The organism is Peribacillus sp. BM1 (assembly GCF_056679975.1).
The window spans coordinates 2,703,838-2,725,727 of sequence record NZ_CM155259.1 but is presented as its reverse complement, the minus strand read 5'-3'; the positions used below and the strand labels follow the sequence as shown (position 1 = coordinate 2,725,727).

Here is a 21,890-nt window from a genome sequence, read left to right as displayed (position 1 = left end):
CTAAGCCCTCGCCTTCTTTTTAGGCTTCTTTTCAACAATAGGCGGATAAAGAATTGTTTGGATCACTTCGGTTTGATAATCAGGTAGCATATGAAATCGCTGATTGTTTTTTTCAAGCCATAATTCCCTAGTGATACGAGCTATGATATATGCATCCACTACGTTGTCGCTCTTATGCTCATATCCAAAATGTTCATAAGCTGCTTTCATGACAGCTCGCTTCTTTTGGGCACCAGTAAGTCTTGTCTTGCTTCCGGCTTTTCCAATCCAACCTGTTACCTTTACGAATTTCTTAACAGCGTTTGGTGCAGCCTCGAAGTATTTCAGCCCTCGTTTATAAAGAGCATTTCTAATTCCCCAATGTAGACCACCAGCGAACATAGCCTTTTGTGTATCGAAGGGAAAACCCTCAATGCAGATAATGTCTCCTAGGCGAACATGTTCCATAATCTCATCGATAAGGGTAGACATGCGTTTCGGGTCCTCTTTACCTAATCCGGTAAGCTCTTTTTCTCTAAGGACAACACCGTTTTCATCCAATGCAACAAAACCTGTTTTGCTCGCTGGGTCAATTCCGACAAAACGCATTTTTCTTCTTCCTTTCCTGCAACTCTCTTGCGGCAGCATAACGGTCTATCAGTCTTGCAGATTCATCCGTTGCTATTTGGTAGAGTTGTTGATTAGTAGCTTGTGAGAGATTCATGTTTCGGCTACCCCTCCCGTATTTATTGTTTAATTTCACTTGGTAGCTCTGTGAATTTTTGTTTCCAATTCATAAAGAGCAGCTTAAATTCATTGACTCCAATATCCCGACCTTTAGCGAACGTTTGATTAATGATTTTCCCCTGTGAAGTGGTTTCTCCCTCACTCCATAGAAATTCAACTACATCAGCATCTTGTTCAATAGAACTTGATTCTTTAAGATCAGCTAACACGGGTCTTCTGGGTATTCCACCTTTTTCAGCTTCCCGTGTCATTTGGGAAAGCATCATAAAGCAGCAGTCCATATCCATAGCAATTTGTTTGGCTTGGCCAGTTACACGTCCGATAGCCAAGGCTCTTGTATCACCATTCGTTTGAGGTATGCTCATGATCTGCAAGTAATCAACAACAATCATGGCAATCTCCCCATACTTCTTTTTAAATTGCTTAGCAGTCGCTTTGATTTCATCAATGGTGACACCTGAGCTATCCTGCATAAAGATGGGCAAATATTCGAAGTTGTCATATGCACGATCGAGCAAGTCTTGTTCGCTAGGATTCAAATTCTTCATTTTGATTTTTTGAAAGGGTATGCCTGTTACTGCAGAAAGCATTCGATCTTTTAAAGAATTCCATTTCATTTCCTGACTCCAAACAAGCACTACACCTTTCTTTTGTTGCGCTACTCCATATATTCTTTGCAATGCAATTGCGGTTTTCCCAACCGAAGGGCGACCAGCACTTATAAAAAGCCAACCTCTCCATAATCCTTGGGCCCATCGGTCGTATTCTTTGAAACCAGTCTTAATAAATTCAGCAGGCGTTTTAAGATGGATATAATACTCGTCCTTTGTTTCTGAAAAACTAAGCATTTTTGAATTATCTTGTGGCCTTAATTCAGTCACTAGTTGTTCGACATAGGAAAAGAATTCTTCATCGGTTTCGTAATCATCTCTGGACATCCCTTGAATAATGTCAGCTGTATTTTTAATCCTACGTTCCATGGCTTTAGAACGAACAATCCTTGCATAATAATCAACGTTGGCCGTAGTTGGGCAAGAATCTGCTAAATCAGTAAGATAACCAACTCCGCCTAATTCTTCGATTCTTCCAAACCTCACATAAGCTTCCGTGACCGTTAAAATATCTACCGGATGCCCTTTCTTTTCCAAGTAACGCATTACTTTGTATAGCTGTTGGTGCCTACGATTCATGAAATCTCTTTCTTCGAGGAAAACAATTTCGTCCAGGACGTTAGCATCAAGGAAAACTGCTCCTAAAACAGATTTCTCAGCATCAAGTTCAATTCCAGTTGAAATCATTTGGATCGTTCCCTTCTGCTATCCATCGCTGAAACTCAATGTCTTTGTCTCTAGGATCATTCGAAGATAGATCTTTGCCTTTCGCCTTTTCGTTCACATAGTTTTCAAAGTTCTTTTGAGCAAATAAAGTGGATGGTCGTAAATATTCATTCATCTTAGGATCTTTTAACCATTGCTCGCACTTTAGATCGATTACGTGATAGAAGTCTTCTGGGGTTCTTCCTTCACTCATACGACCGTTAATCAGTTTTTTATTTGCTTCTGATTTGGAGCTGAATTTCTTACCTGCTTTAGCGTTTAGATAAGATATGATCTCGACATATATACTCTTATTCTTATTCTTATCTATATCTAGAGCGTTACTGTCACGTGATGTGACGTTACTCTTTTCTCCTAACTGTTTTTGCTTTTTTCTCTCTCTGTATTTCTTTGCTCTTTCAGCATTTTGTTGCTTTATTTTATCCATTCCCTCAATGTTTTGATGCTTCTCCCAGTTGTTCACAAAGATAGTTCCATTCTCAAAAATATCTATCATCTCGAACCTTTTAAGTGTTTCAATAGCAAGACGAATCGTATTAACCGGTTTGTTAAAAAGAGTGGAGAACATCTCCTCGTTATAAGGCATGTTCTCATTTATAAAAATTTGACCATCTGCATTGTTTTTTCCGGCTAGCGTCAACAATCGTACCCAAATGACAATAATGGCATCAGATTCTGGTATTGCTTGGATTAGGCGTATTTTTTCATCGTCGAACATGCTAGTGCTTAATTTAATCCATTTAATCTCTGGCATTTTTAATCACCCGTTCTTTATCCCTTAGTTGTTTCGAAAAGATGCTTGCTTGCTGCAATGTTTAAAGCGTCAAGGAACTGATTCAAATTCTTCTCTAGACCATTCTTTTGGTTAATTTGATGTGTAAGATTATGAACGATTTGAACAAGACGATGATTGCTTTCCTTTTCTTTTTTCAACAGATCCGCATAATACTGTTTCATATCTTCGAATTCTTTCTCGGTATAGGTAGCTTCTGTAGGTCCTTCGTCAACCTCCAAGCAGTCCAAAGGATTAATTCTTACGCCAGCAATGTCACCTTCAATGATTTGATAAGCCCATGTTGCATTAATTAAATTGCGCATCTCGATTACGCGAACCTTAAAGGCTGTTCCTTTTGCATACGGAATGCCAGCAAGTGTTAAATCTTTAATTAGTTGTACCTTCATTCAAAACACCTCGATTTCATAATGTTTACCTTCTTTAAATCCCTTCTTAGCCAACGCCCTCATCGTGGTCATTTTGGCTAACTCAGGCATGTTGTTACTGCTTGATAAATGTGTAAGGTATATCTTCTCTCCAAAGCCCTTTACGAGCTTAGAAAGAGCATTTGCGGTTTGTGCATTGCTTAAGTGACCGATGTCAGAAAGAATACGTGCCTGCACACTATTTGGATATTTGGAATACTCGACCATGGATGGTTCATGGTTACTCTCTATGATGTAAATATTCGAATCAGTCATTACCTCAATCATTGACTCGTCAACATGACCAGTATCTAAGCAGACAGACACTTTTTTGTAATTATCTTTGTCAATAATCGAGTAACCAAGAGGTTCAAATGAGTCATGGTGAATATGAAATGGGAGAACACGTAAGTGATCAATTTCAACAATGATTCTTGGTATGTTTCTTAATTCTTCATCAACGCTTCTGATGCTTTTCCATTCTCCCTCAGATGCGAACACAGGAATCCGATATTTATTAGCTAACGGGATCCCCTTTACATGGTCCGAATGGGCATGGGTCACAAATATGGCATCAATGGAATCAGGCCTAATCCCGACCTCCAGCAACCGTTTCTCAATCTTAGTTTTCGCAATGCCCACATCAACTAGAATAGTAGTGTCAGAGGAACGGATAGCTATACAGTTACCCGTTGATCCTGATGCCAGGATGTCTACTTTCATAATTAGTCCAACGAATCCGCATCTTGATTTTGCATATCCTGCATATCGATGTGCATGTCCATTAATTCGAGCAAGCCAACAAGCTGTGAAAGGGTAGGCTCACCATTGATGTCCGGTGCATTCTTAGCAATATAATCCGCCTTTGCCTTCTTGCCAGTAATACCAAGACGTTTAAATTTATTCTGCATTTCTGTTTTAGCTTCATCGATTGGGTCTTGATCAGGATTGGTAAGTTTATTGGGATTATCAATCACTTCCTGGTTAGGTGTAATATCTTTTCGCGCCTGTGGTTGATATTCAGGAATACCGCCTTCTGGTTCACCATGCGTGATGGTCTCATCTTCAAATTCAAGTCCGTATTGACGTTTAAGTGCACGTTGCTGCACATGCTTACCAAACATATCTGAGGTCCATTTATTCCAGTTATCTTTGTTTTGACCAGTAAACATATGGGCAATTTCATCAATGTCCATAATAACCGTTACAGGACGACGACCTTCTCTGTAAGCGATGGAATAAGCTCCAATAATCTTGCCACGTGGGAAGCCGATTTCATGAGTAACGACCTCAAGCTCTTTTGTCTCCTGATTTTTAGCAACTCTGAAATCATCATTTTCATGGACCATTTGAGTATCTGGTGGTTGGAATCCTTCTTGTTCACGCGCCTTTGAAAGATAAGCTTCTGCTGCAAATTGGATGCGTGCTGTTTGACCGTACTTGATGAAAAAGATTTCGTTTTTGAATGGATCTAGACCATATGATGCAGCCTTGTGTACGAATAATAGAAATTCCTGATCGTTTGCTGTTGGTGCAATTGAAGTTCGAATGACCTGCAGTACTTCTGGTTTGAATGTTTCTGTTATTTCTGGTGTATATTGCACGATAGAATTGTTAGCCATAAATAAATCCCCCTATTAATCTGCTATTTTAAAAACCCAACCAAGATGTTCAATCTGGTAATCTTCTATATTGCTTTCAAGCAATAATTCACCGCCTGGTAATTCGATGTATCTGTCACCTGTTAGAATTTCAGTATCCATAATGTCTGTTCCGAAATGTTCAGGCTGGGCGACCATGTTTGGATAACCTGTTTTAATAGTTTTCGTAATTTCAGGATGCTCGATATGTTCTTTAGGCATTAGGCATCCATCCCTTCAATTTTCAATTCCTGCCCTGCCACTACATGGGAGATAATCAACTGACCAACAGGCTCTTTAAAGCTCGTAATCGATTCAGCGTTATCTACAAAGACCGGAGTAATTACATTGCTTTGCTGTGAAAGAACATCCCTTAATTCCAGTCCTGCTCGAATTCCTTCTGAAAGGGAAAGCTTGCTGTATGGTTTACCGTCCATTTCAATTTCGAAGTCTGGACTAACTTCCCCATCTCCTTTGTTCTGCTTAAAGAGTCGGACTGAGAGATTAGTGAATAGAGCTTGTACCTTTTCAGCCTGTAATTCAGCTTCCTTGGCTCTGAATGCCTTGATACTATCCAGGATATAGATGGACTCATTAAGCGATGCGAGTGTGTCTTTTTCGTCTGCTGCAGCTTGTTGGACTTGTTCTGTTAGTCTGGTTACTTGCGAATGTTTTTGGATAGCCACACGTATTGGCTGGCCAGATTCATCAAGTAAACGGATTTCCTCTCGTAATTCAGCAGCATCGATGTATTCCAGTTCAGTAAGTTGGACTTGTAGGTCCTTGCGTTCCTTGACAAGCTGATTGTGGTTAGCTTTGTAATCTAACATTCTTGTAGCGTGATCATCTTTTACTGCCTTAACTGCCTCTTCATTTAAAGGTCTTTTACAGGTCCGACATGTATCTTCAATGACCTCATTTTTTAATGGCTCCCAGCGATCTTTTGACATTAATATCTGACTCTGCAGATTATTGATCTCTGCTTGAACTTTATTAAAGGCTTGATTCTTTTCCCAAATACTATCGAGTAAAGCTTCTTTCTCTCTCACCTGTTTATCAATTTGAGCAAGTTCCACTTTCAGAGAATCAATAGGAACGTTTATTTCAGAAAACTGTTCTAACTGCTCCTTAAGCGTCTTGGTCCTGCTTTGTGCTGCTATATATTTTTTATCCAGCCTCGTCTTGCTTTCAGCATGGATTTTCTTTATGTCATCAAGTGAATGTTTCTTTAATAGTTCAGATAAGGATTTTGATTGCTCGTCCGGCATATGTTTTAAGACTTCTTTATTTGCAGGAGCCATTACATATTGAAGTAGCATGGCTCGTTGTTTTTCCCAGTGCATAGTGAAAAAATAATTAGGATTGTACAAGGATAAAAACAAGTCCTTGTCGAATAACTTCCCAACGATCTCATTGAATTCTTTTGCTTTAGATGGGACGTCATTTACGTAATAAGAAGCCTTGCCTTTCTTAAGACCACGACCAAGTAAAAGGTCTTTCCCGTCAACATTTAGTAAAAGTGATACCTTCGTTTCTTCAGATTCGTATGTAATAGGTGTCGGATCTAACTTGCCACCAAAGGCATCTAAGCCATACAATACATACGAAGAGGATTCTGGAATTGTAGTTTTCCCTTTTGTATTATCCCCCGTGATCTCGGTTCTCTCGCCAAAGTTAACTGAGAGATCACGGTGGGATTTAAAATTTTCAAATTTTGCATTTATGAAATGGATTTTCATCGATTAAGCCTCCTTATAAGAAACTAAAACGGGACAATTTTTGATTTCATAAATTAGTTCATGATTTTCGTTGTAAAGTTTGTAAACACCATCTTTTTCGATAATGTCGTCCACTTGATTTTTGCCTACCACAAATCTTGCACGTACGCTGGCCACCACTGTTACTGACTGAATTACTCGTTCCATTTTTCCTCATCCTCTCTGTTATCTGATGTATACACTTTTGTTTACATTGGAATTTCACTTAATTTAATGACCACTTTCCTGTATATAATTCCTTTAAAAAGAACACGCACGTTCGTTATTCGGCATAATTCGACATTCTGAAAATAAAAAAATAAGGATGTTTCTTGTTAATATGATGATTGTTCCTTAACCCACATGAGCAAAAATGATTCTGCTTCCAATGCTGGAAAGTACCACTTGCCGCCAATCTTATATTTCGGAAAACGTTTGTCATAAAAAAATTTTTCTTTTACGGTATTCTCACTCATACTCGTTTGCCTACAAAGTTCTTTCATATCCCACAAAGTGCGATTGTATTCAATACGATCAAGACGTTTCTGTAATTCTTCTAAGAAAATTTTTTCAACGATCTTTTCGTCCACTTGAATATCAAGCATATAAACACCCTCCTTTTTAAAGAACAATTTTGTTCTTTCGGCAGAATTCGACATTTTTAGTTTAAAAAAAGTGAGGTTATTCAACCTCTAAAAAATTCCGCCTGACTTACGTATTGCGTAAGTTCGAGTTAAAAAAAATATCTATCCCTTCATTTGGAGTTAAATCTAATGTTCGGTAAATCGCATTCATCAACTCATGAGAAGGATTATGCGCTCCGTTCAATAAATTACTAATAGTGTGAGGAGTAGCTCCGATTGCTAAAGCAAATTCTTTTCTACTTTTATATCCCTTAAGAACTATTTTAGATTCAAGGAGTTGAGTATTTATTGAACTTTTTGTCAATCTACAACACCACCTTTCGTATTACGTAAGTAAAATATATCATGGTAAAAAAAATAAAACAAGCATATGACGAAAGTTATTTATGCTTTTATTAAAAAATACTTTCATTTTACGTAAGTATACGATATAATCGCTTTGACGAAAGGAGGTGTTTATATGAATATAGGCGAAAGGTTGAAAAAAGCAAGATTAAAAAAGGGATTGACGTTACTTGAAGTAGCCGAAAGGTTAGGAAAAACTGAAGCAACAATACAGAGATATGAAAGTGGAAACATTAAGAACCTTAAAAATGACACTATTTTAGATCTGGCAAAAGTTTTGAAAGTCTCTCCTGCATATTTAATGGGTTGGGAATCAGATATAACCGAAGAAAAACCAACCAATCTAATTCCAATATCACAACAGACTGTTAAAATACCCATTTTAGGTGCCATTGCATGTGGAGATCCAATCTATGCTGAAGAAAACTTTATTGGCTATAGATATGAATTTGCTGACACTTTACCAAGTGGAAAAGTATTTTACTTAGAGGCTAAAGGAAAGTCGATGGAACCAACAGTTCCTAATGGATCTTGCGTATTAATACGTGAGCAACCAGATGTGGAATATGGAGAGATAGCCGCAGTATTAGTAAATGGAGATACACAGGCCACTTTAAAACGTGTAAAGAAACAAGGAAATGTAATTATGTTAATGCCGGATAATCCGAACTATGAACCTTACATAGTGACAGAGGAAAACCCAGCAAGGATAATCGGAAAAGCAATTCGATTTACGCAAGACCTTTAAATTTCTAGCGCTAGCAATTTAATCAGAAGAGTAGACGACGGTCTGCTCTTTTTCTAAAATTTGAAAGGAGTCTACAAATGGCCACTTTCCACAAATATAAGAAGAAAGGTTCCAATAAAGATTTTTGGGAATATCGAGTCTATTATCAGGATCCTATTACAAAGAAATCTAAAGAAAAATCTAAGAAAGGTTTTACTAGCAAACCAGAAGCGAAGTTAGCAGCTGAAGAAACAGAAAGAATGATTCGTGAAGGCTATGAAATGACAAAGGAATCTTTGAAAACTTATTTGGAGACTTGGCTTAAAGAATACAAAAAAGGCACTGTGGCCAAAAACACTTTTGAATTACATGAGCGTAATGTTAAAAATCACATTATCCCTTACTTTAAAAATATCCTCGTGGACGAAGTAAAGCATATCATGTATCAAAAATTCATCAATCATCTTATCGAGAAAGGTTACAGCAAGCGTACTGTGGAGATTATTCACGGAACCATGTACAACGCTTTTGAGAAGGCTAGGATAATTGGAAAGGTCAAAAGGAATCCTTGTGAAGGTGTCGAAATAAAAGGTAAAGATAAAGAACATGGTATCAAATTTATTGAATCCGAGCACATTTCTGATTTTCTTAAAGAAGCTTATAAGTATGATTATATCTATTGGATTTTTTATAAGGTCCTAATTGAAACTGGAATGCGTAAAGGTGAAGCAGCCGCTCTCCAATGGACTGATGTGGACTTAAAAGAAAAAACAATCAATATTAATAAGTCACTTGATTTCCAAGAAGCATCTAAAAATCCTGACGAAATGTTTGGAGACGTTAAAACTTACCATTCTAAACGAACGATCACAATTAGCCAGAGACTTGCTAATGATCTACATTTCCACAAGAAATATCAGAATCAAAACAAGACAGCACTAAATGATAACTATCATTTTGAACATAACTTGGTTCTTTGTCGAAATGATGGAAATTACATGCCAAAATCAAGTTTGTTTAATTCCTTTGCCCGAATATTAAAAAAGGCTGGTCTCTCTAACTTACCAATCCATTCATTAAGGCACACACATGCAGTATTACAATTGGAATCCGGAGCTAGTATGAAATATTTACAAGAGCGTTTAGGGCATGGAAGTATGCAAATAACTTCTGATGTTTATTCACACATTAGTAAAAAAATCGAAAAAGACGAGATGAATAAATTCGAGGAGCATATGAAAAATGTACTCGAATAACTTCTTTTTGAAACAAAACCGGGCATTTATCGGGCAGTTGCTAAAATAGGCGGAAAACTATTTAACTTGCCCGATGTAAAAAAAAGCCCGATACTAGCAGTATCAAGGCTTTCATTTGATTAATACATGTTCATGTATTGCTCACGTTCCCATGGGTGAACTTGCGTTCTAAACATATCCCACTCAATCTCTTTTGCCTCAATGAAATGTTCTAATAAGTGATCACCTAGAGCGTTCATAATCACTCCATCTTCTTTTAATTTTTCCAATGCAGCAAATAATGTTGCAGGAAGATCTACGATACCATTTTCTTCGCGTTCTTCTTTAGTCATTACATAAATGTTACGGTCAATCGGAGCTGGCGGAGTCATTTTATTCTTAATCCCATCAAGACCTGCTTTCAGTATGACAGCAAGTGCTAAATACGGATTAGCTGCTGGGTCAACACTTCGTACTTCAACACGAGTGCTTATTCCACGAGAAGCCGGAATACGTACAAGCGGACTACGGTTCTGAGCTGACCACGCAACATAGCAAGGTGCTTCATAACCCGGTACTAAACGTTTATACGAGTTAACGGTTGGGTTTGTTACCGCAGTAAAGTTCGGAGCATGCTTAATGATCCCTGCAATGAATTGTTCAGCCGTTTCACTTAATTGGAGGTTACCTGATTTGTCATAGAATGCATTCTCACCATCTTTAAATAAAGATACGTTACAGTGCATACCAGATCCACTTACTCCGAACAGTGGTTTTGGCATAAATGTTGCATGCAAACCATGTTTACGAGCAATTGTTTTTACTACAAGTTTGAACGTTTGAATATTATCACAAGCACTCACGGCATCTGCATATTTAAAATCGATTTCATGCTGACCTGGTGCTACTTCATGGTGAGAAGCTTCTATTTCAAAGCCCATTTCTTCTAGTTCAAGTACGATATCACGACGGCAATTTTCACCTGAATCTGTTGGCGCAAGGTCGAAATAACCACCTCTATCATTTAATTCAAGTGTAGGTTCACCATTCGCATCCAATTTGAATAGGAAGAATTCTGGCTCTGGTCCAAGATTAAACTCTGTAAAGCCCATTTCTTTCGCTTCAGCTAGGACTCGTTTCAGATTGGTACGCGGGTCACCACTAAAAGGAGTTCCTTCTGTCGTATATATATCACATATTAAACGTGCAACTTTCCCTTTTTCTGAAGTCCACGGAAAAATCACCCATGTATTAAGGTCTGGTTGTAATAACATATCAGATTCTTCGATACGCACAAACCCTTCAATTGAAGAACCATCGAACATCATTTTATTATCTAGTGCTTTATTTAACTGGCTTACTGGGATTTCTACGTTTTTAACTGTTCCTAGAATATCCGTAAATTGGAGTCGAATATATTTCACATTTTCCTCTTTGGCCAAACGAATAATATCTTCACGAGTATACTTTACCATGAACAACTTCCTCTCTTAATTCTGTTTTTTTGATTTTATTTAATGAAAAAATCTGGACATATCTCCTTGACGCAGCGTTGTGCGATGCCTGCCACCATGCAAAAGTTCTGATTTTAAAAGCTTCCGCAATTCTCCGTCACTGAGATCTTTCCTAATTTCTTCTGACTTCTGAATCGGTTTATTCGAAACAAGTTCCGTTTCATTTACAATTATAAGTTTCTTAATACCGGCTAAGTTGACACCTTGTTCTAGTAGATCTTTTATCTCTAAGAGACGATCTATGTCATTCAAGGAAAACAGTCGCCTATTTCCTTCTGTTCTCATAGGAGTAATTAATTGATGCTCTTCGTAATAACGAATTTGACGAGCGGACAATTCGGTAAGCTGCATGACAATTCCAATTGAGAAAAGAGGCATCGAACGCCGAATGTTGCTACTACTCATCTTCAGCATCCTCCTTATTGGTTTTCTTATTTATATTATATTAAATGTTAGATTTATTGTCAATCATATGTTACATTTCCTAACATGTTTTTAGTTTAGTTTTTTTAAAAACAGAATTGTTCATAAAAAGTTTTGCAACCCATTCGTATGAAGACGCAATTTCACACGCTTTCCATCATAACCTTCCCCTAGATAAGTTTCTTGTCAATCAAGGAGTCTACTGCTGTTAACACAGCAATTTTTACATGTTCATATGTTAACCCACCTTGAACATACGCTACATATGGTGGACGAGTTGGACCATCTGCCGTCAATTCAATGCTTGCACCTTGAATAAATGTTCCTGCTGCCATAATAACATCATCAACATATCCCGGCATATAATTAGGATAAGGTGTAACATGAGAATTTATCGGTGAGGCATATTGGATCGCTTGACAAAACGCCACCATTTTATCCTTATCATCAAATTGAACAGATTGAATTAAATCTGTTCGCTTGGCATCCCATCGCGGTGAGGTATTCATACCCAACATTTCAAGTAGGGCTGATGTAAAAACCGCACCCTTTAAAGCTTGACCGACTACATGAGGTGCGAGAAAGAAGCCTTGATACATTTCTTGAAGGCTATAAAGAGACGCCCCTGCTTCCGCTCCAATACCTGGTGACGTTAAACGGTAGGAACACGCTTCAACATATTCTTTTTTGCCGACGATATAGCCGCCTGTTTTTGCAAGACCACCACCTGGGTTTTTTATTAAAGAACCTGCAATTAAATCAGCACCGACATGACAGGGCTCTTTATCCTCAACAAACTCTCCATAACAGTTGTCAACAAAAACAACTAGGTTAGGGTTAATATCTTTTACAAACGATATCATTTCTTCAATTTCAGATATCATAAAGGATGGCCGCGTTGCATATCCTTTCGAACGTTGTATACCAATCATCTTTGTTTGAGGAGTAATTGCTTTTTTCACAGCATTGAAGTCTATTTCCCCTTCATCAGTCAACATAACAGAATTATAATCAATATTAAATTCTTTTAATGAACCGATTCCCGTACCACGAATCCCTACTATTTCTTCTAATGTGTCATAAGGCTTGCCTGTTATGTATAATAGCTCATCTCCTGGCCGTAGAATACCAAACAACGCAATGGAAATGGCATGAGTTCCGGAAATGATTTGCGGTCGTACTAGACCTGCTTCTCCACCAAATACCTCACTATAAATTTTTTCTAATGTATCTCTTCCATAATCATCATACCCATACCCTGTAGTAGGAATAAAATGCGAATCACTTACTTTATTGCTTTGGAAGCTTTGTAAAACACGAAACTGGTTTAGCTCCATCATTGTATGAATATCTTGGTGTATTGGGGCTATTTGAGCTTCAGCCTGTTCTGTTAATTTTTTAAGTCTATCTCCATTCGTTAAATGCTGATACATGTTGAGTCTCCTTCTTATTCCAATCATTAAAATCAGATTTTTAAGATAAAGTAGTGATGAATGTCCTAATCATAACAAATGAAAATACCATTTCACAATTCATCCTAATAAAACAGTCTTGATCATCCTGAACCCAACTAAAGCGCAAAGAAAAAGATTCAGGTTCTCAAATTGCATCACCTTATAAAGGTGGTGGCGCGGAGCTAATTTTGCGAAGTCCCGCCCTTTTCCACAGAAAAGTCGTTAATAATCATAACACCTTCTAAGCTTGTTAGCAGTAGAAAACTCTTGAAAAACCAGTGGTTTCTGCTAAAATCAGATAGGTTGTCATAAAATAGAATAATGAAAGAACAGCGAGGAATTCCGATGACATGGGAGATACTAACAATAATTGGCACGATTGCTTTTGCTATAAGCGGCGCAATTATTGCGATGGAAGAAGAATATGATATATTAGGCGTTTACATTGTGGGAGTCGTCACCGCTTTTGGCGGGGGAGCCTTACGAAATCTATTAATTGGTGTTCCCGTTTCCGCGTTATGGGATCAAGGCACAAACTTTATTATTGCAATAATATCTATAACGATTGTATTTCTCTTCCCCAAAAATTTATTAAAACATTGGAAAACATGGGGAAATTTTACTGATTCAATTGGGCTCTCAGCTTTTGCCATTCAAGGTGCACTTTACGCCATTGACTTAAATCGGCCTTTAAGCGCCGTTCTCGTAGCTGCCGTACTTACAGGTTGTGGCGGCGGAATGATTCGAGATTTATTAGCGCATAGAAAACCACTTGTTTTGAAGGATGAAATATACGCTTTATGGGCAATTATTTGCGGTCTTTTCATAGGTCTCAACAGTTCTATAGAACCTTGGCAGTTATATAGCTTATTCCTTGCGATTACAGCATTAAGAGTTCTTTCCTACTCGTACAACTGGAAACTTCCGGCAAGGAATATTAAACAATACAACTGATTGTTAATATGTTATATAAGGTGAATTTAAATGAATTAGGGCTGCACTTTAGGCATTTCTCATCTCCTAAAAGCAGCCCTTTTCTAATATTCATCAAGAATATTGTTTTCTTTTAGACAATTTTCAATTAGTAAATCGGGTTTACTTTTATCTCACTCTTAACAGACAGTAATCCCCTCAAATTTATGAAGAACAAAGAAGATAGGTAGGGGACAAACTGCCCGTAAAGGTTCGATTGATGAGATACAGCGAAACTTACCTTTGTGGCTTTCAAAAGGTAGAGTTGAGGCCACAGGAAGTGGGTCACAAAGACATTGCCGCAGGACGCGGCGTACTTAACGCTTTATCGAAGATATTAGCGACTCTAGAACGGAACTAACAATCAGTAGGGATGAAGAAAAAACCCACTGATTGAAGTTTCACTTTATCTATTCTTCATCTTCATCAAAAACAAGGTCCTGACTCCTTAAGGTCACAAGGTCTCCTCGATCATATGAATCTTCAAGCAATAACCGCATCGCTTGTGATCGTATTGATTTTTCAATAATATTTCGAATATAACGACCATTTGAAAAAGACACCAATCTCGGATCCGCCTTGATTATAATTAAATGCTCCTTCAATTTACGTTCCGCATCCCTGCTAAGTACATATTCCCGATCATCCATCATTCTTTGTCCGATTTCCATCAATTGTTCAATCGAATAATCCGGAAAGTCTACCACAATAGGAAATCTTGAATGAAGACCAGGATTCAGGGTTAGGAAATGATCCATCTCCTTTGAATAACCGGCCAGGATTAATATGAATTCGTGCTGGCGATCTTCCATATGCTTTACAAGCGTATCAATTGCTTCTTTCCCAAAATCCTTTTCTCCCCCTCTACCAAGGGAATAAGCTTCATCAATAAACAAGATTCCGCCGATTGCTTTTTTAATTAAATCACGAGTTTTTTGAGCTGTATGCCCAATATACTCGCCTACAAGATCCGCTCTTTCCACTTCAATTAAATGACCTTTAGATAAAACATTCATCTTATGGAACAGCCTGCCGATTAACCTAGCTACTGAAGTTTTCCCTGTTCCTGGGTTACCTTTAAACATCATATGAAGAGCTTGCCGTCCAGCCTTCAACCCTCGCTCTTCTCGTTTCTTATTCACATAAATCCATGCGTATATTTCTTTAATCATCCGTTTCATTTCATCCATCCCAACCAATTCTCCCAGTTCCTCTTCTATTTCTTTCAGCGCTATATGTTGAGGAGGAATATCTTGATCGTGCCTTTCACGTATCGGCGGATCTTTCGGTATAGGCTTCCGCTTTTGTCCATTTAAGACAATATTAATCTGTCCGTTATTTTTTTTACGGATCGGTTGTTCCAATGTATTCACCTCTCATAGAACGATTAGAAATGACAAACTCTCATAATGTTCGCCAATTATTTTGTTTTTCCATAATTAAATGAGAATCATGTCATTTCCTGCGCTTTCCCAAGAAATAATCCCTCATTTATTTATATTCATGAACGAGTTACATCAGTAGTATTTGTTAAAAATAGTACAGCACAACAAAAGAGCAAACATAAGAAAAGCCAAGAAGGTGTGTTTTCCCTTCTTGAAGCTTATTATCTTTTCTACAGCTTTATCGGGTACTGGAACTAGAAAGACTAGACCTTCGTGGGGCTTCAATACAAAAATGAAGCACGCGACTTGGATCAAACACCCCATTTTAATGAACTACAACTTCACCACAACTATATTTTCTAGACCAAATAAAAATCCCCACTTAAAAACAGATGAATGGTTCTGTTTTTAAGTGGGGATCGCTGTACGTATAATTCCATTTATTCTTTTGCTTCAAAATCAATTTGCACATTTTTTTGTGGAGCAAAAGTGGAAATTGCATGTTTAAAGACCAACTGCTGCTTTCCTTCAGATTCAAATAAAACGGTAAAGTTATCGAATCCTTTAACAAGTCCTCTAATTTGAAAACCATTTAATAAAAAAACAGTCACATATGTACTATCTTTTCTTAACTGATTTAAAAATTGATCTTGAATATTTACTTGTTTCATCATTATTCCTCCTCATTCTCTCTATGTATTACATATTCGCGTTAAGTGATAGCTTTCCTGCTATATATGTGGATATTTCTTCAGAAACAAATGAATTATTTCCCTGTTCTTGCACCTCATACCATTTTACATCCATTTTATTACGAAACCAAGTAAGTTGACGCTTAGCGTAGCGTCGTGAATTTTGTTTTAATGCTTCAACTGATTCATCGATCGTTAGCCTATCATCGAAGTAATCGTATAATTCCTTATATCCAATTGCCTGTATCGACTGACAATCTCTCAAACCTTGTTCATGAAAGCTCTTTACTTCTTCCATTAATCCCTGTTCCATCATAACATCAACGCGTTGGTTAATCCGCCGATAAAGTGCTTCACGGTTCATCGTCAAGCCGATAAGAGCTGTATCATACTTTAATTCGGATGTTTGCTTTTCGAGTTGATTAGACATCGTGATTCCTGTGCAATAATAAATTTCCAACGCTCGAATAATGCGCCTAATATTGTTAGGATGAATTCTCTCAGCACTTCCAGGGTCAATTGACCGAAGCTTCTCAATAAGAGGTTCAATTCCATCTGTTTCCACAATAGATTCCAGCCTTTTTCTATATTCTAAATTAGAAGGGGCCTCTGAGAATTGATAGTCATAAATTACAGATTGAATGTACAATCCTGTACCTCCAACAATAATCGGCAGTTTACCACGCTTCTGAATATCTGCAATTGCCTGATTCGCTTGCTCTTGAAAATCTGCCGCACTAAATGACTCATTTGGTTCTTTAATATCTAGCAGAAAGTGAGGGATGCCCTCCATTTCGTCAGGTGTTATTTTTGCTGTTCCGATATCCATCCCTTTATAAACTTGCATAGAATCTCCGCTTATAATTTCACCATTAAAACGCTTCGCCATTTCTATACTCAGTTTTGTTTTCCCGACTGCTGTTGGGCCAATAATGACAAGTAACTTATTTTTTTCTTGTTCCAAAACATTCACTGCCTTATTTAATTTTTACTTTTCGTACGTTTAAAGCAGTCAAACATCATTCATCATAGACAAATGATAAATCGTTTATACCTATTAAACGCACGTAAAGTTATTTTCTCCAGACTCTGCATACACTAAATTAGTCTTACCTTTATAAACTACATCACGCGTTTAAACATCTTCTCCATGTCATAACCAGAGTAATGAATAATAATCGGCCTACCGTGAGGGCATGTAAAAGGATCAGATGATTGTCGCAGTTCATCCAAAAGTGCTTGAATTTCATCATTGCGAAGATGGCGATTAGCTTTAATGGAAGCCTTACAACTCATGAGGATGGCTGCTTCCTCACGAAGTTTCCTTATATCCACTTTTTTCATAGATAAGAGTTGTTCAATCATTTCTTCGATTATTTCCTGTTCAATTCCTTTAGGAAACCATTGCGGATGAGCTCGTACAATGAAGGAATTGTAACCAAATTCTTCTAGGAAAATTCCGACCCTTTCCAACTCTTCCGTATTCTCATTGATGCGAATGCACTCGTCATTAGAAAATTCCAATGTAATAGGGACGAGCATTTCCTGAAGTTCATTTTCAACACGACCCACTTTTTCTGAAAAATACTCATACTTAATTCGTTCTTGAGCAGCATGTTGATCAATAATATACAGGCCATTTTCATTTTGGGCAAAGATATACGTTCCATGCATTTGACCGATCGGATAAAGCACAGGCACTCTTGGCACATCTTTCGCAATAATTTCAGTCCCATCAGAAAATACCTCATTCATATTTGTTTCACAATGAAATTCAGTCGGTGAGTCCTCATCTGCTGCTTCATGACTCACTATATCTTCTTGGTATGGTTGAAAGACTCTCATTTCTTCATGAAGATTATCGGGATATGCTCTGTCAAGTTGCAAAGCAGACTCATCACGAATATACGACTGACCACTGATTTGATGATTCTCCCCTTCATTCCTCAACGTTTCTTTTATAATCGTTGAGTCTTTTTTTGCACTTTCAAGTATTTCATTCCCCTTTTGATCGACATGTCCTAGGTCTAGTGACGTTTGCTCACTTTTCAACTGTTCTTTTTGTATTGGAGCGAATCCACTTGGAATTAATGCTCTTTCTTTAAAGGCTGATTTTATTGTTTCAGTGACAAGCTGGTTCAATTCTTGTTCTTTACTCAATCTCACTTCCATTTTTGCAGGATGTACATTGACATCGACTAATATTGGATCCATTTGAATAGATAGAAGAACTATAGGATATCTACCGATTGGAAGTAGCGTGTGAAAACCTTCCGAGATTGCTTTTGCCAATGGATAGTTTTTGATAAATCTTCCATTTATCATCGTTGAGATATAATTTCTGGATGCACGAGTAATCTCCGGTAAAGCAATATAGCCTTGAATGGTGAAGTCTAATGACTCACCAGTAATTGGGATCATCTTCTTCGCAATATTAATCCCATAAATGGCAGCAAGAACTTGTCGAACATCATCATTGCCGTTCGTATGGAGTAATCTTTTTCCATTATGTGTAAGTTGAAAAGAAACTTCTGGATGGGAAAGAGCAAGCCGGTTGACGACATCTGTAATATTACCTAACTCCGTATGGATGGTTTTCATATATTTCAAACGTGCAGGTGTGTTATAAAACAAATCAGAAACGAGCAGATCCGTGCCTTTTCTACTGGAATAGGCGGATAACTCTTTAATAAGTCCCCCCTCAAGCATAATCTTCGTTCCCGGTCCGTCTCCTGTGCTTGTTTTCATTTCAAATTTAGAAACGGATGCAATACTTGGGAGCGCCTCACCACGAAACCCCAAAGTACGAATCCTGAATAGATCATTTTCATCTTTGATTTTACTAGTTGCATGGCGATGAAATGCCTTTTTTACATCCTCTGGAAGAATCCCATCACCATTATCAATAATCCGAATTGAGGATAACCCCGCTTCTTCAATTTCAATTTCAATGATTGAGCTGTTCGCATCAATCGCATTTTCCGCAAGTTCTTTGACAACTGATGCAGGTCGTTCAACTACTTCACCAGCAGCGATTTTATTCGATAACGCTTCATCGAGTTGGACAATGTTTCCCAAGTTATCACCTCACATTTATTTTAGTTTTTTTTGCAGTTTATAAAGCATATTTAGTGCATCAAGTGGTGTCATGTCCATTATTTCTACTTTTTTTAGATCCTCAAGTACTTTAATTTCTTTTGAAGAAGAGACCTTCTCCTCTGAAGGCAACGCCTGTTCAAAAAATGATAATTGAGCTTCATTTGCTGATTCTTGTTTATGTTGATTATTTGCTTCGTAAACAATCTCAGAGCTGGCTGCTTGTGGGACAGCTAATGTATTTCCTTGTTCAAGCTGTGAAAGAATGACGTTTGCGCGGTTGATCAACGCCTCTGGCAATTGAGCAAGCTTTGCTACATGGATTCCGTAACTTTTATCTGCAGGACCTTCTTTTATTTTATGAAGAAATACAACATGGCCATTTTGCTCAACAGCACTTACATGAACATTTTTCAATTTTGGTAGTTCTTCATCTAAAACGGTCAGTTCATGATAGTGAGTCGAAAAGAGCGTCTTCGCCCCTATTTCTCCATGAATATATTCAATGATCGCTTGAGCAAGTGCCATGCCGTCATATGTGCTTGTACCGCGGCCTATTTCATCAAATAATATTAAACTATCTGCAGTCGCATTCGTAATGGCATTCCTCGCTTCTAACATTTCAACCATAAAAGTACTTTGCCCAGAAATTAAATCATCCGCAGCCCCAATCCGGGTAAACACTTTATCAAATATCGGTAATATCGCTTCGTCTGCCGGAACATAACAACCGATTTGCGCCATAATAGACGTTAAGGCAATCTGACGCATATACGTACTTTTCCCCGACATATTCGGACCAGTAATAAGCAAAACTTCTCTTTCAGTGTCCATATAGCAGTCGTTAGGGACATATTCCTGTGATTGCAACACTTTCTCAACGACTGGATGTCGACCATTCTGCAATACAATCTTTTTATCATCTGAAAAAGCAGGTTTTACATAATGTCGTTCTTCACTTATCGTCGCAAAGCATTGTAGCACATCTAGCTCACTAACTTGTTTAGCCAGAGCTTGCAAACGTGGGATAAATTCTTTAACACGCTCACGAATCCCGATAAACAGATCATATTCAAGCCGAATGCTGTTTTCTTCAGCCTGAAGAATCAATGCTTCTTTTTCTTTTAATTCAGGAGTGATAAACCGCTCTGCATTCGATAAGGTTTGTTTCCGTTCATAACGGGAATCATCCAGATTCTGAAGATTTGCTCGCGTTACTTCAATATAGTAACCAAACACTCGATTATAACCGATTTTCAACGATTTAATCCCGGTTTTTTCTCGCTCTTCTCGTTCAAGGGTAGCAATCCATGTCTTCCCATTCCGACTAGCATCACGGTATGTATCCAGTTCGGCGTGAAACCCGTCTTGAATGAAATTCCCTTCTTTTATCGAAAGTGGTGGATTATCAATGAGTGATGTTTCCAATAAATCGGTCAGCTCTTCGCAAGGATCAATTTCTTCAGATAGCAAAGCCATGTCTTCATTTTCAATACTAGCAATAATGCCACGTATATTCGGGAGCTGTTTCAGCGAACGCTTTAACTGAATTAAATCCCTTGCATTGACATTGCCAAACGCGACCCGACCAGCTAATCTTTCCAGATCATATACTTCTTTTAAACGCTCGCGAAGGTCTTGCCTTTCAAAATAATGACGAATAAGTGTTTCAACAAGATTGCTTCTATGACCAATTTGGGCCCTGTCAATTAAAGGGCGATCAATCCATTGCTTGAGCATCCTTCCACCCATCGCTGTTTTTGTTTCATCAAGTAGCCATAAAAGGGAACCCTTCTTGCCTTTACCACGAATCGTTTCGGTGAGTTCTAAATTTTTTTTAGAATAATAATCCAACTTCATATAATGATCCGTTTCATAGGACTGCACAATTTGCAGATGATCTAGGCTTCTTTTCTGAGTCCGAAATAAATAATGCATCAGTCTTGAAGCCGTCTTTTTACTCTTTTGATCCTCTAGATTTGTTAATAAGTTTGAAAACTGATCGTTTACATCGATTTGATCTTCGAAAGAAAGTACAGAAACACCTCGATCCTTCAGCTGCCTTTGCCGAGCCTCTTGGAAATTAGCCGCTAACACGACCTCCTTCGCCCCAACGATCGCTAATTCATTAAACACGCTATCAAAAGAACCATTTATAATGGTAACCTTGCTTTCCCCAGTTGTTAAATCGGCATAGACAAATCCAAATGTCCCATCGAAAAAATCAGTGATAGAGGCAATGTAATTATTTTCTTTCTCATCCATCCCTTTACCATCCATTTTCGTACCTGGGGTTATTAATTGGACTACTTCACGACGAACGACTCCTTTTGCTTGCTTAGGGTCTTCGGTTTGCTCACAAATTGCGACTTTATATCCTTGCTCTATTAAAACATCTATATAAGAAGCTGCAGAGTGATAAGGGATTCCACACATCGGAATACGGTCTTCACTACCACCACGGCTTGTCAACGTAATTTCGAGTTCTTGTGAAGCTTGTACGGCATCCTCAAAAAACATTTCATAAAAATCGCCTAAACGAAAAAATAAAAAGGCATCTTGGTACTCTGCCTTAATTTTTAAATATTGTTGCATCATCGGCGTATTCGCTGCCATTGTTTCAAAACCTTTCCTGCTAAGATCTTTGTTTGGATTCATTATAACATACGGCCCCTGCTGGTTTCACGTATACTCTTTTGGAAAAGCGTCAAGCAAAAATTTCAAATCATTTTATTTACAATAA

At 37.9% G+C, this 21,890-nt stretch carries 22 protein-coding genes; 3 read left to right on the top strand and 19 right to left on the bottom strand.

Annotated features, from left to right (window positions below):
• The 11 genes from AC1MGI_RS13075 to AC1MGI_RS13025 form a co-directional block, all read right to left on the bottom strand.
• Positions 1 to 588: a single stranded DNA-binding domain-containing protein gene (locus AC1MGI_RS13075; RefSeq protein WP_480345631.1), complete on the bottom strand. Its 588-nt coding sequence runs from the start codon at positions 586 to 588 to the stop codon at positions 1 to 3.
• A 137-nt stretch (positions 589 to 725) separates the two neighbouring features.
• Positions 726 to 2,024, bottom strand: coding sequence for a replicative DNA helicase (locus tag AC1MGI_RS13070; RefSeq protein ID WP_480345630.1), 1,299 nt, complete (start codon positions 2,022 to 2,024; stop codon positions 726 to 728).
• The gene (locus tag AC1MGI_RS13065) at positions 2,005 to 2,817 is read right to left on the bottom strand and encodes a phage replisome organizer N-terminal domain-containing protein (protein WP_480345629.1); all 813 of its coding nucleotides are present in this window, start codon (positions 2,815 to 2,817) and stop codon (positions 2,005 to 2,007) included. The genes AC1MGI_RS13070 and AC1MGI_RS13065 overlap by 20 nt, the downstream gene beginning before the upstream one ends.
• A gap of 17 nt (positions 2,818 to 2,834) precedes the next feature.
• Positions 2,835 to 3,245, bottom strand: coding sequence for a hypothetical protein (locus AC1MGI_RS13060; RefSeq protein ID WP_480345628.1), 411 nt, complete (start codon positions 3,243 to 3,245; stop codon positions 2,835 to 2,837).
• On the bottom strand, positions 3,246 to 3,986 hold the full coding sequence (locus AC1MGI_RS13055; protein WP_480345627.1) for an MBL fold metallo-hydrolase: 741 nt from the start codon (positions 3,984 to 3,986) through the stop codon (positions 3,246 to 3,248). It lies immediately after the preceding gene.
• A gap of 2 nt (positions 3,987 to 3,988) precedes the next feature.
• Complete coding sequence (locus AC1MGI_RS13050; RefSeq protein ID WP_480345626.1) at positions 3,989 to 4,885, bottom strand: RecT family recombinase; 897 nt, start codon at positions 4,883 to 4,885, stop codon at positions 3,989 to 3,991.
• A gap of 15 nt (positions 4,886 to 4,900) precedes the next feature.
• Positions 4,901 to 5,125 (bottom strand): YqaI family protein, encoded by a 225-nt coding sequence (locus AC1MGI_RS13045; RefSeq protein ID WP_480345625.1) that lies wholly within the window; start codon positions 5,123 to 5,125, stop codon positions 4,901 to 4,903.
• Positions 5,125 to 6,642 carry an ATPase gene (locus tag AC1MGI_RS13040; RefSeq protein WP_480345624.1) on the bottom strand — a complete coding sequence of 506 codons (1,518 nt, stop codon included), beginning with the start codon at positions 6,640 to 6,642 and terminating at the stop codon, positions 5,125 to 5,127. Before AC1MGI_RS13040 ends, AC1MGI_RS13045 begins: the two co-directional genes overlap by 1 nt.
• A 3-nt stretch (positions 6,643 to 6,645) precedes the next feature.
• Entirely contained in the window at positions 6,646 to 6,828 is a 183-nt protein-coding gene (locus AC1MGI_RS13035) for a hypothetical protein (RefSeq protein ID WP_480345623.1), read from the bottom strand.
• Between the two features lie 167 nt (positions 6,829 to 6,995).
• Positions 6,996 to 7,265, bottom strand: a complete 270-nt coding sequence (locus tag AC1MGI_RS13030; RefSeq protein WP_480345622.1) for a hypothetical protein — start codon at positions 7,263 to 7,265, stop codon at positions 6,996 to 6,998.
• A 106-nt stretch (positions 7,266 to 7,371) separates the two neighbouring features.
• Positions 7,372 to 7,608 carry a helix-turn-helix transcriptional regulator gene (locus AC1MGI_RS13025; RefSeq protein ID WP_480345621.1) on the bottom strand — a complete coding sequence of 79 codons (237 nt, stop codon included), beginning with the start codon at positions 7,606 to 7,608 and terminating at the stop codon, positions 7,372 to 7,374.
• Positions 7,609 to 7,764: 156 nt separating this feature from the next.
• On the opposite strand from AC1MGI_RS13025, the gene AC1MGI_RS13020 reads away from it, so the two are divergent.
• Together AC1MGI_RS13020 and AC1MGI_RS13015 are read left to right on the top strand one after the other, a co-directional pair.
• Positions 7,765 to 8,397 carry a LexA family protein gene (locus AC1MGI_RS13020; protein WP_480345620.1) on the top strand — a complete coding sequence of 211 codons (633 nt, stop codon included), beginning with the start codon at positions 7,765 to 7,767 and terminating at the stop codon, positions 8,395 to 8,397.
• Positions 8,398 to 8,474: 77 nt separating this feature from the next.
• Positions 8,475 to 9,632 (top strand): tyrosine-type recombinase/integrase, encoded by a 1,158-nt coding sequence (locus AC1MGI_RS13015; RefSeq protein WP_480345619.1) that lies wholly within the window; start codon positions 8,475 to 8,477, stop codon positions 9,630 to 9,632.
• Between the two features lie 119 nt (positions 9,633 to 9,751).
• Here AC1MGI_RS13015 and glnA read toward each other — a convergent pair whose 3' ends face one another.
• The 3 genes from glnA to AC1MGI_RS13000 all read right to left on the bottom strand — a co-directional run bounded on the left by glnA (position 9,752) and on the right by AC1MGI_RS13000 (position 12,981).
• On the bottom strand, positions 9,752 to 11,086 hold the full coding sequence (glnA, locus tag AC1MGI_RS13010; protein ID WP_480345618.1) for a type I glutamate--ammonia ligase: 1,335 nt from the start codon (positions 11,084 to 11,086) through the stop codon (positions 9,752 to 9,754).
• Between the two features lie 39 nt (positions 11,087 to 11,125).
• Positions 11,126 to 11,530, bottom strand: coding sequence for a MerR family transcriptional regulator (locus tag AC1MGI_RS13005; RefSeq protein ID WP_480345617.1), 405 nt, complete (start codon positions 11,528 to 11,530; stop codon positions 11,126 to 11,128).
• A gap of 188 nt (positions 11,531 to 11,718) precedes the next feature.
• Positions 11,719 to 12,981 carry a methionine gamma-lyase family protein gene (locus AC1MGI_RS13000; RefSeq protein WP_480345616.1) on the bottom strand — a complete coding sequence of 421 codons (1,263 nt, stop codon included), beginning with the start codon at positions 12,979 to 12,981 and terminating at the stop codon, positions 11,719 to 11,721.
• A gap of 366 nt (positions 12,982 to 13,347) precedes the next feature.
• Between AC1MGI_RS13000 and AC1MGI_RS12995 the strand changes: the two genes are divergently transcribed.
• Positions 13,348 to 13,956, top strand: a complete 609-nt coding sequence (locus tag AC1MGI_RS12995) for a trimeric intracellular cation channel family protein (RefSeq protein WP_480345615.1) — start codon at positions 13,348 to 13,350, stop codon at positions 13,954 to 13,956.
• Between the two features lie 428 nt (positions 13,957 to 14,384).
• Here the strand turns inward: AC1MGI_RS12995 and spoVK are convergent, their stop codons facing one another.
• The 5 genes from spoVK to mutS all read right to left on the bottom strand — a co-directional run bounded on the left by spoVK (position 14,385) and on the right by mutS (position 21,763).
• Complete coding sequence (gene spoVK / locus AC1MGI_RS12990; RefSeq protein WP_480345614.1) at positions 14,385 to 15,338, bottom strand: stage V sporulation protein K; 954 nt, start codon at positions 15,336 to 15,338, stop codon at positions 14,385 to 14,387.
• 461 nt (positions 15,339 to 15,799) lie between these two features.
• On the bottom strand, positions 15,800 to 16,030 hold the full coding sequence (gene hfq / locus AC1MGI_RS12985; RefSeq protein WP_062180756.1) for an RNA chaperone Hfq: 231 nt from the start codon (positions 16,028 to 16,030) through the stop codon (positions 15,800 to 15,802).
• A 28-nt stretch (positions 16,031 to 16,058) separates the two neighbouring features.
• Positions 16,059 to 17,015 (bottom strand): tRNA (adenosine(37)-N6)-dimethylallyltransferase MiaA, encoded by a 957-nt coding sequence (gene miaA, locus AC1MGI_RS12980; RefSeq protein ID WP_480345613.1) that lies wholly within the window; start codon positions 17,013 to 17,015, stop codon positions 16,059 to 16,061.
• Positions 17,016 to 17,173: 158 nt separating this feature from the next.
• Positions 17,174 to 19,129 carry a DNA mismatch repair endonuclease MutL gene (gene mutL / locus AC1MGI_RS12975; protein WP_480345612.1) on the bottom strand — a complete coding sequence of 652 codons (1,956 nt, stop codon included), beginning with the start codon at positions 19,127 to 19,129 and terminating at the stop codon, positions 17,174 to 17,176.
• Between the two features lie 15 nt (positions 19,130 to 19,144).
• Positions 19,145 to 21,763, bottom strand: a complete 2,619-nt coding sequence (mutS, locus tag AC1MGI_RS12970) for a DNA mismatch repair protein MutS (RefSeq protein WP_480349787.1) — start codon at positions 21,761 to 21,763, stop codon at positions 19,145 to 19,147.
• Positions 21,764 to 21,890: the final 127 nt, after the last annotated feature.

What these genes read in the sequence shown, in the direction of transcription:
- AC1MGI_RS13035 (WP_480345623.1), bottom strand. Translation starts at nt 6,828, where the DNA reads ATGGAACGAGTAATTCAGTCAGTAACAGTGGTGGCCAGCGTACGTGCA.
- AC1MGI_RS13060 (WP_480345628.1), bottom strand. Translation starts at nt 3,245, where the DNA reads ATGAAGGTACAACTAATTAAAGATTTAACACTTGCTGGCATTCCGTAT.
- glnA (WP_480345618.1), bottom strand. Translation starts at nt 11,086, where the DNA reads ATGGTAAAGTATACTCGTGAAGATATTATTCGTTTGGCCAAAGAGGAA.
- AC1MGI_RS13000 (WP_480345616.1), bottom strand. Translation starts at nt 12,981, where the DNA reads ATGTATCAGCATTTAACGAATGGAGATAGACTTAAAAAATTAACAGAA.
- AC1MGI_RS13050 (WP_480345626.1), bottom strand. Translation starts at nt 4,885, where the DNA reads ATGGCTAACAATTCTATCGTGCAATATACACCAGAAATAACAGAAACA.
- AC1MGI_RS13005 (WP_480345617.1), bottom strand. Translation starts at nt 11,530, where the DNA reads ATGAGTAGTAGCAACATTCGGCGTTCGATGCCTCTTTTCTCAATTGGA.
- AC1MGI_RS13070 (WP_480345630.1), bottom strand. Translation starts at nt 2,024, where the DNA reads ATGATTTCAACTGGAATTGAACTTGATGCTGAGAAATCTGTTTTAGGA.
- AC1MGI_RS13030 (WP_480345622.1), bottom strand. Translation starts at nt 7,265, where the DNA reads ATGCTTGATATTCAAGTGGACGAAAAGATCGTTGAAAAAATTTTCTTA.
- AC1MGI_RS13075 (WP_480345631.1), bottom strand. Translation starts at nt 588, where the DNA reads ATGCGTTTTGTCGGAATTGACCCAGCGAGCAAAACAGGTTTTGTTGCA.
- AC1MGI_RS13045 (WP_480345625.1), bottom strand. Translation starts at nt 5,125, where the DNA reads ATGCCTAAAGAACATATCGAGCATCCTGAAATTACGAAAACTATTAAA.
- mutS (WP_480349787.1), bottom strand. Translation starts at nt 21,763, where the DNA reads ATGGCAGCGAATACGCCGATGATGCAACAATATTTAAAAATTAAGGCA.
- AC1MGI_RS13055 (WP_480345627.1), bottom strand. Translation starts at nt 3,986, where the DNA reads ATGAAAGTAGACATCCTGGCATCAGGATCAACGGGTAACTGTATAGCT.
- AC1MGI_RS13020 (WP_480345620.1), top strand. Translation starts at nt 7,765, where the DNA reads ATGAATATAGGCGAAAGGTTGAAAAAAGCAAGATTAAAAAAGGGATTG.
- AC1MGI_RS12995 (WP_480345615.1), top strand. Translation starts at nt 13,348, where the DNA reads ATGACATGGGAGATACTAACAATAATTGGCACGATTGCTTTTGCTATA.
- AC1MGI_RS13015 (WP_480345619.1), top strand. Translation starts at nt 8,475, where the DNA reads ATGGCCACTTTCCACAAATATAAGAAGAAAGGTTCCAATAAAGATTTT.
- hfq (WP_062180756.1), bottom strand. Translation starts at nt 16,030, where the DNA reads ATGAAACAAGTAAATATTCAAGATCAATTTTTAAATCAGTTAAGAAAA.
- AC1MGI_RS13040 (WP_480345624.1), bottom strand. Translation starts at nt 6,642, where the DNA reads ATGAAAATCCATTTCATAAATGCAAAATTTGAAAATTTTAAATCCCAC.
- AC1MGI_RS13065 (WP_480345629.1), bottom strand. Translation starts at nt 2,817, where the DNA reads ATGCCAGAGATTAAATGGATTAAATTAAGCACTAGCATGTTCGACGAT.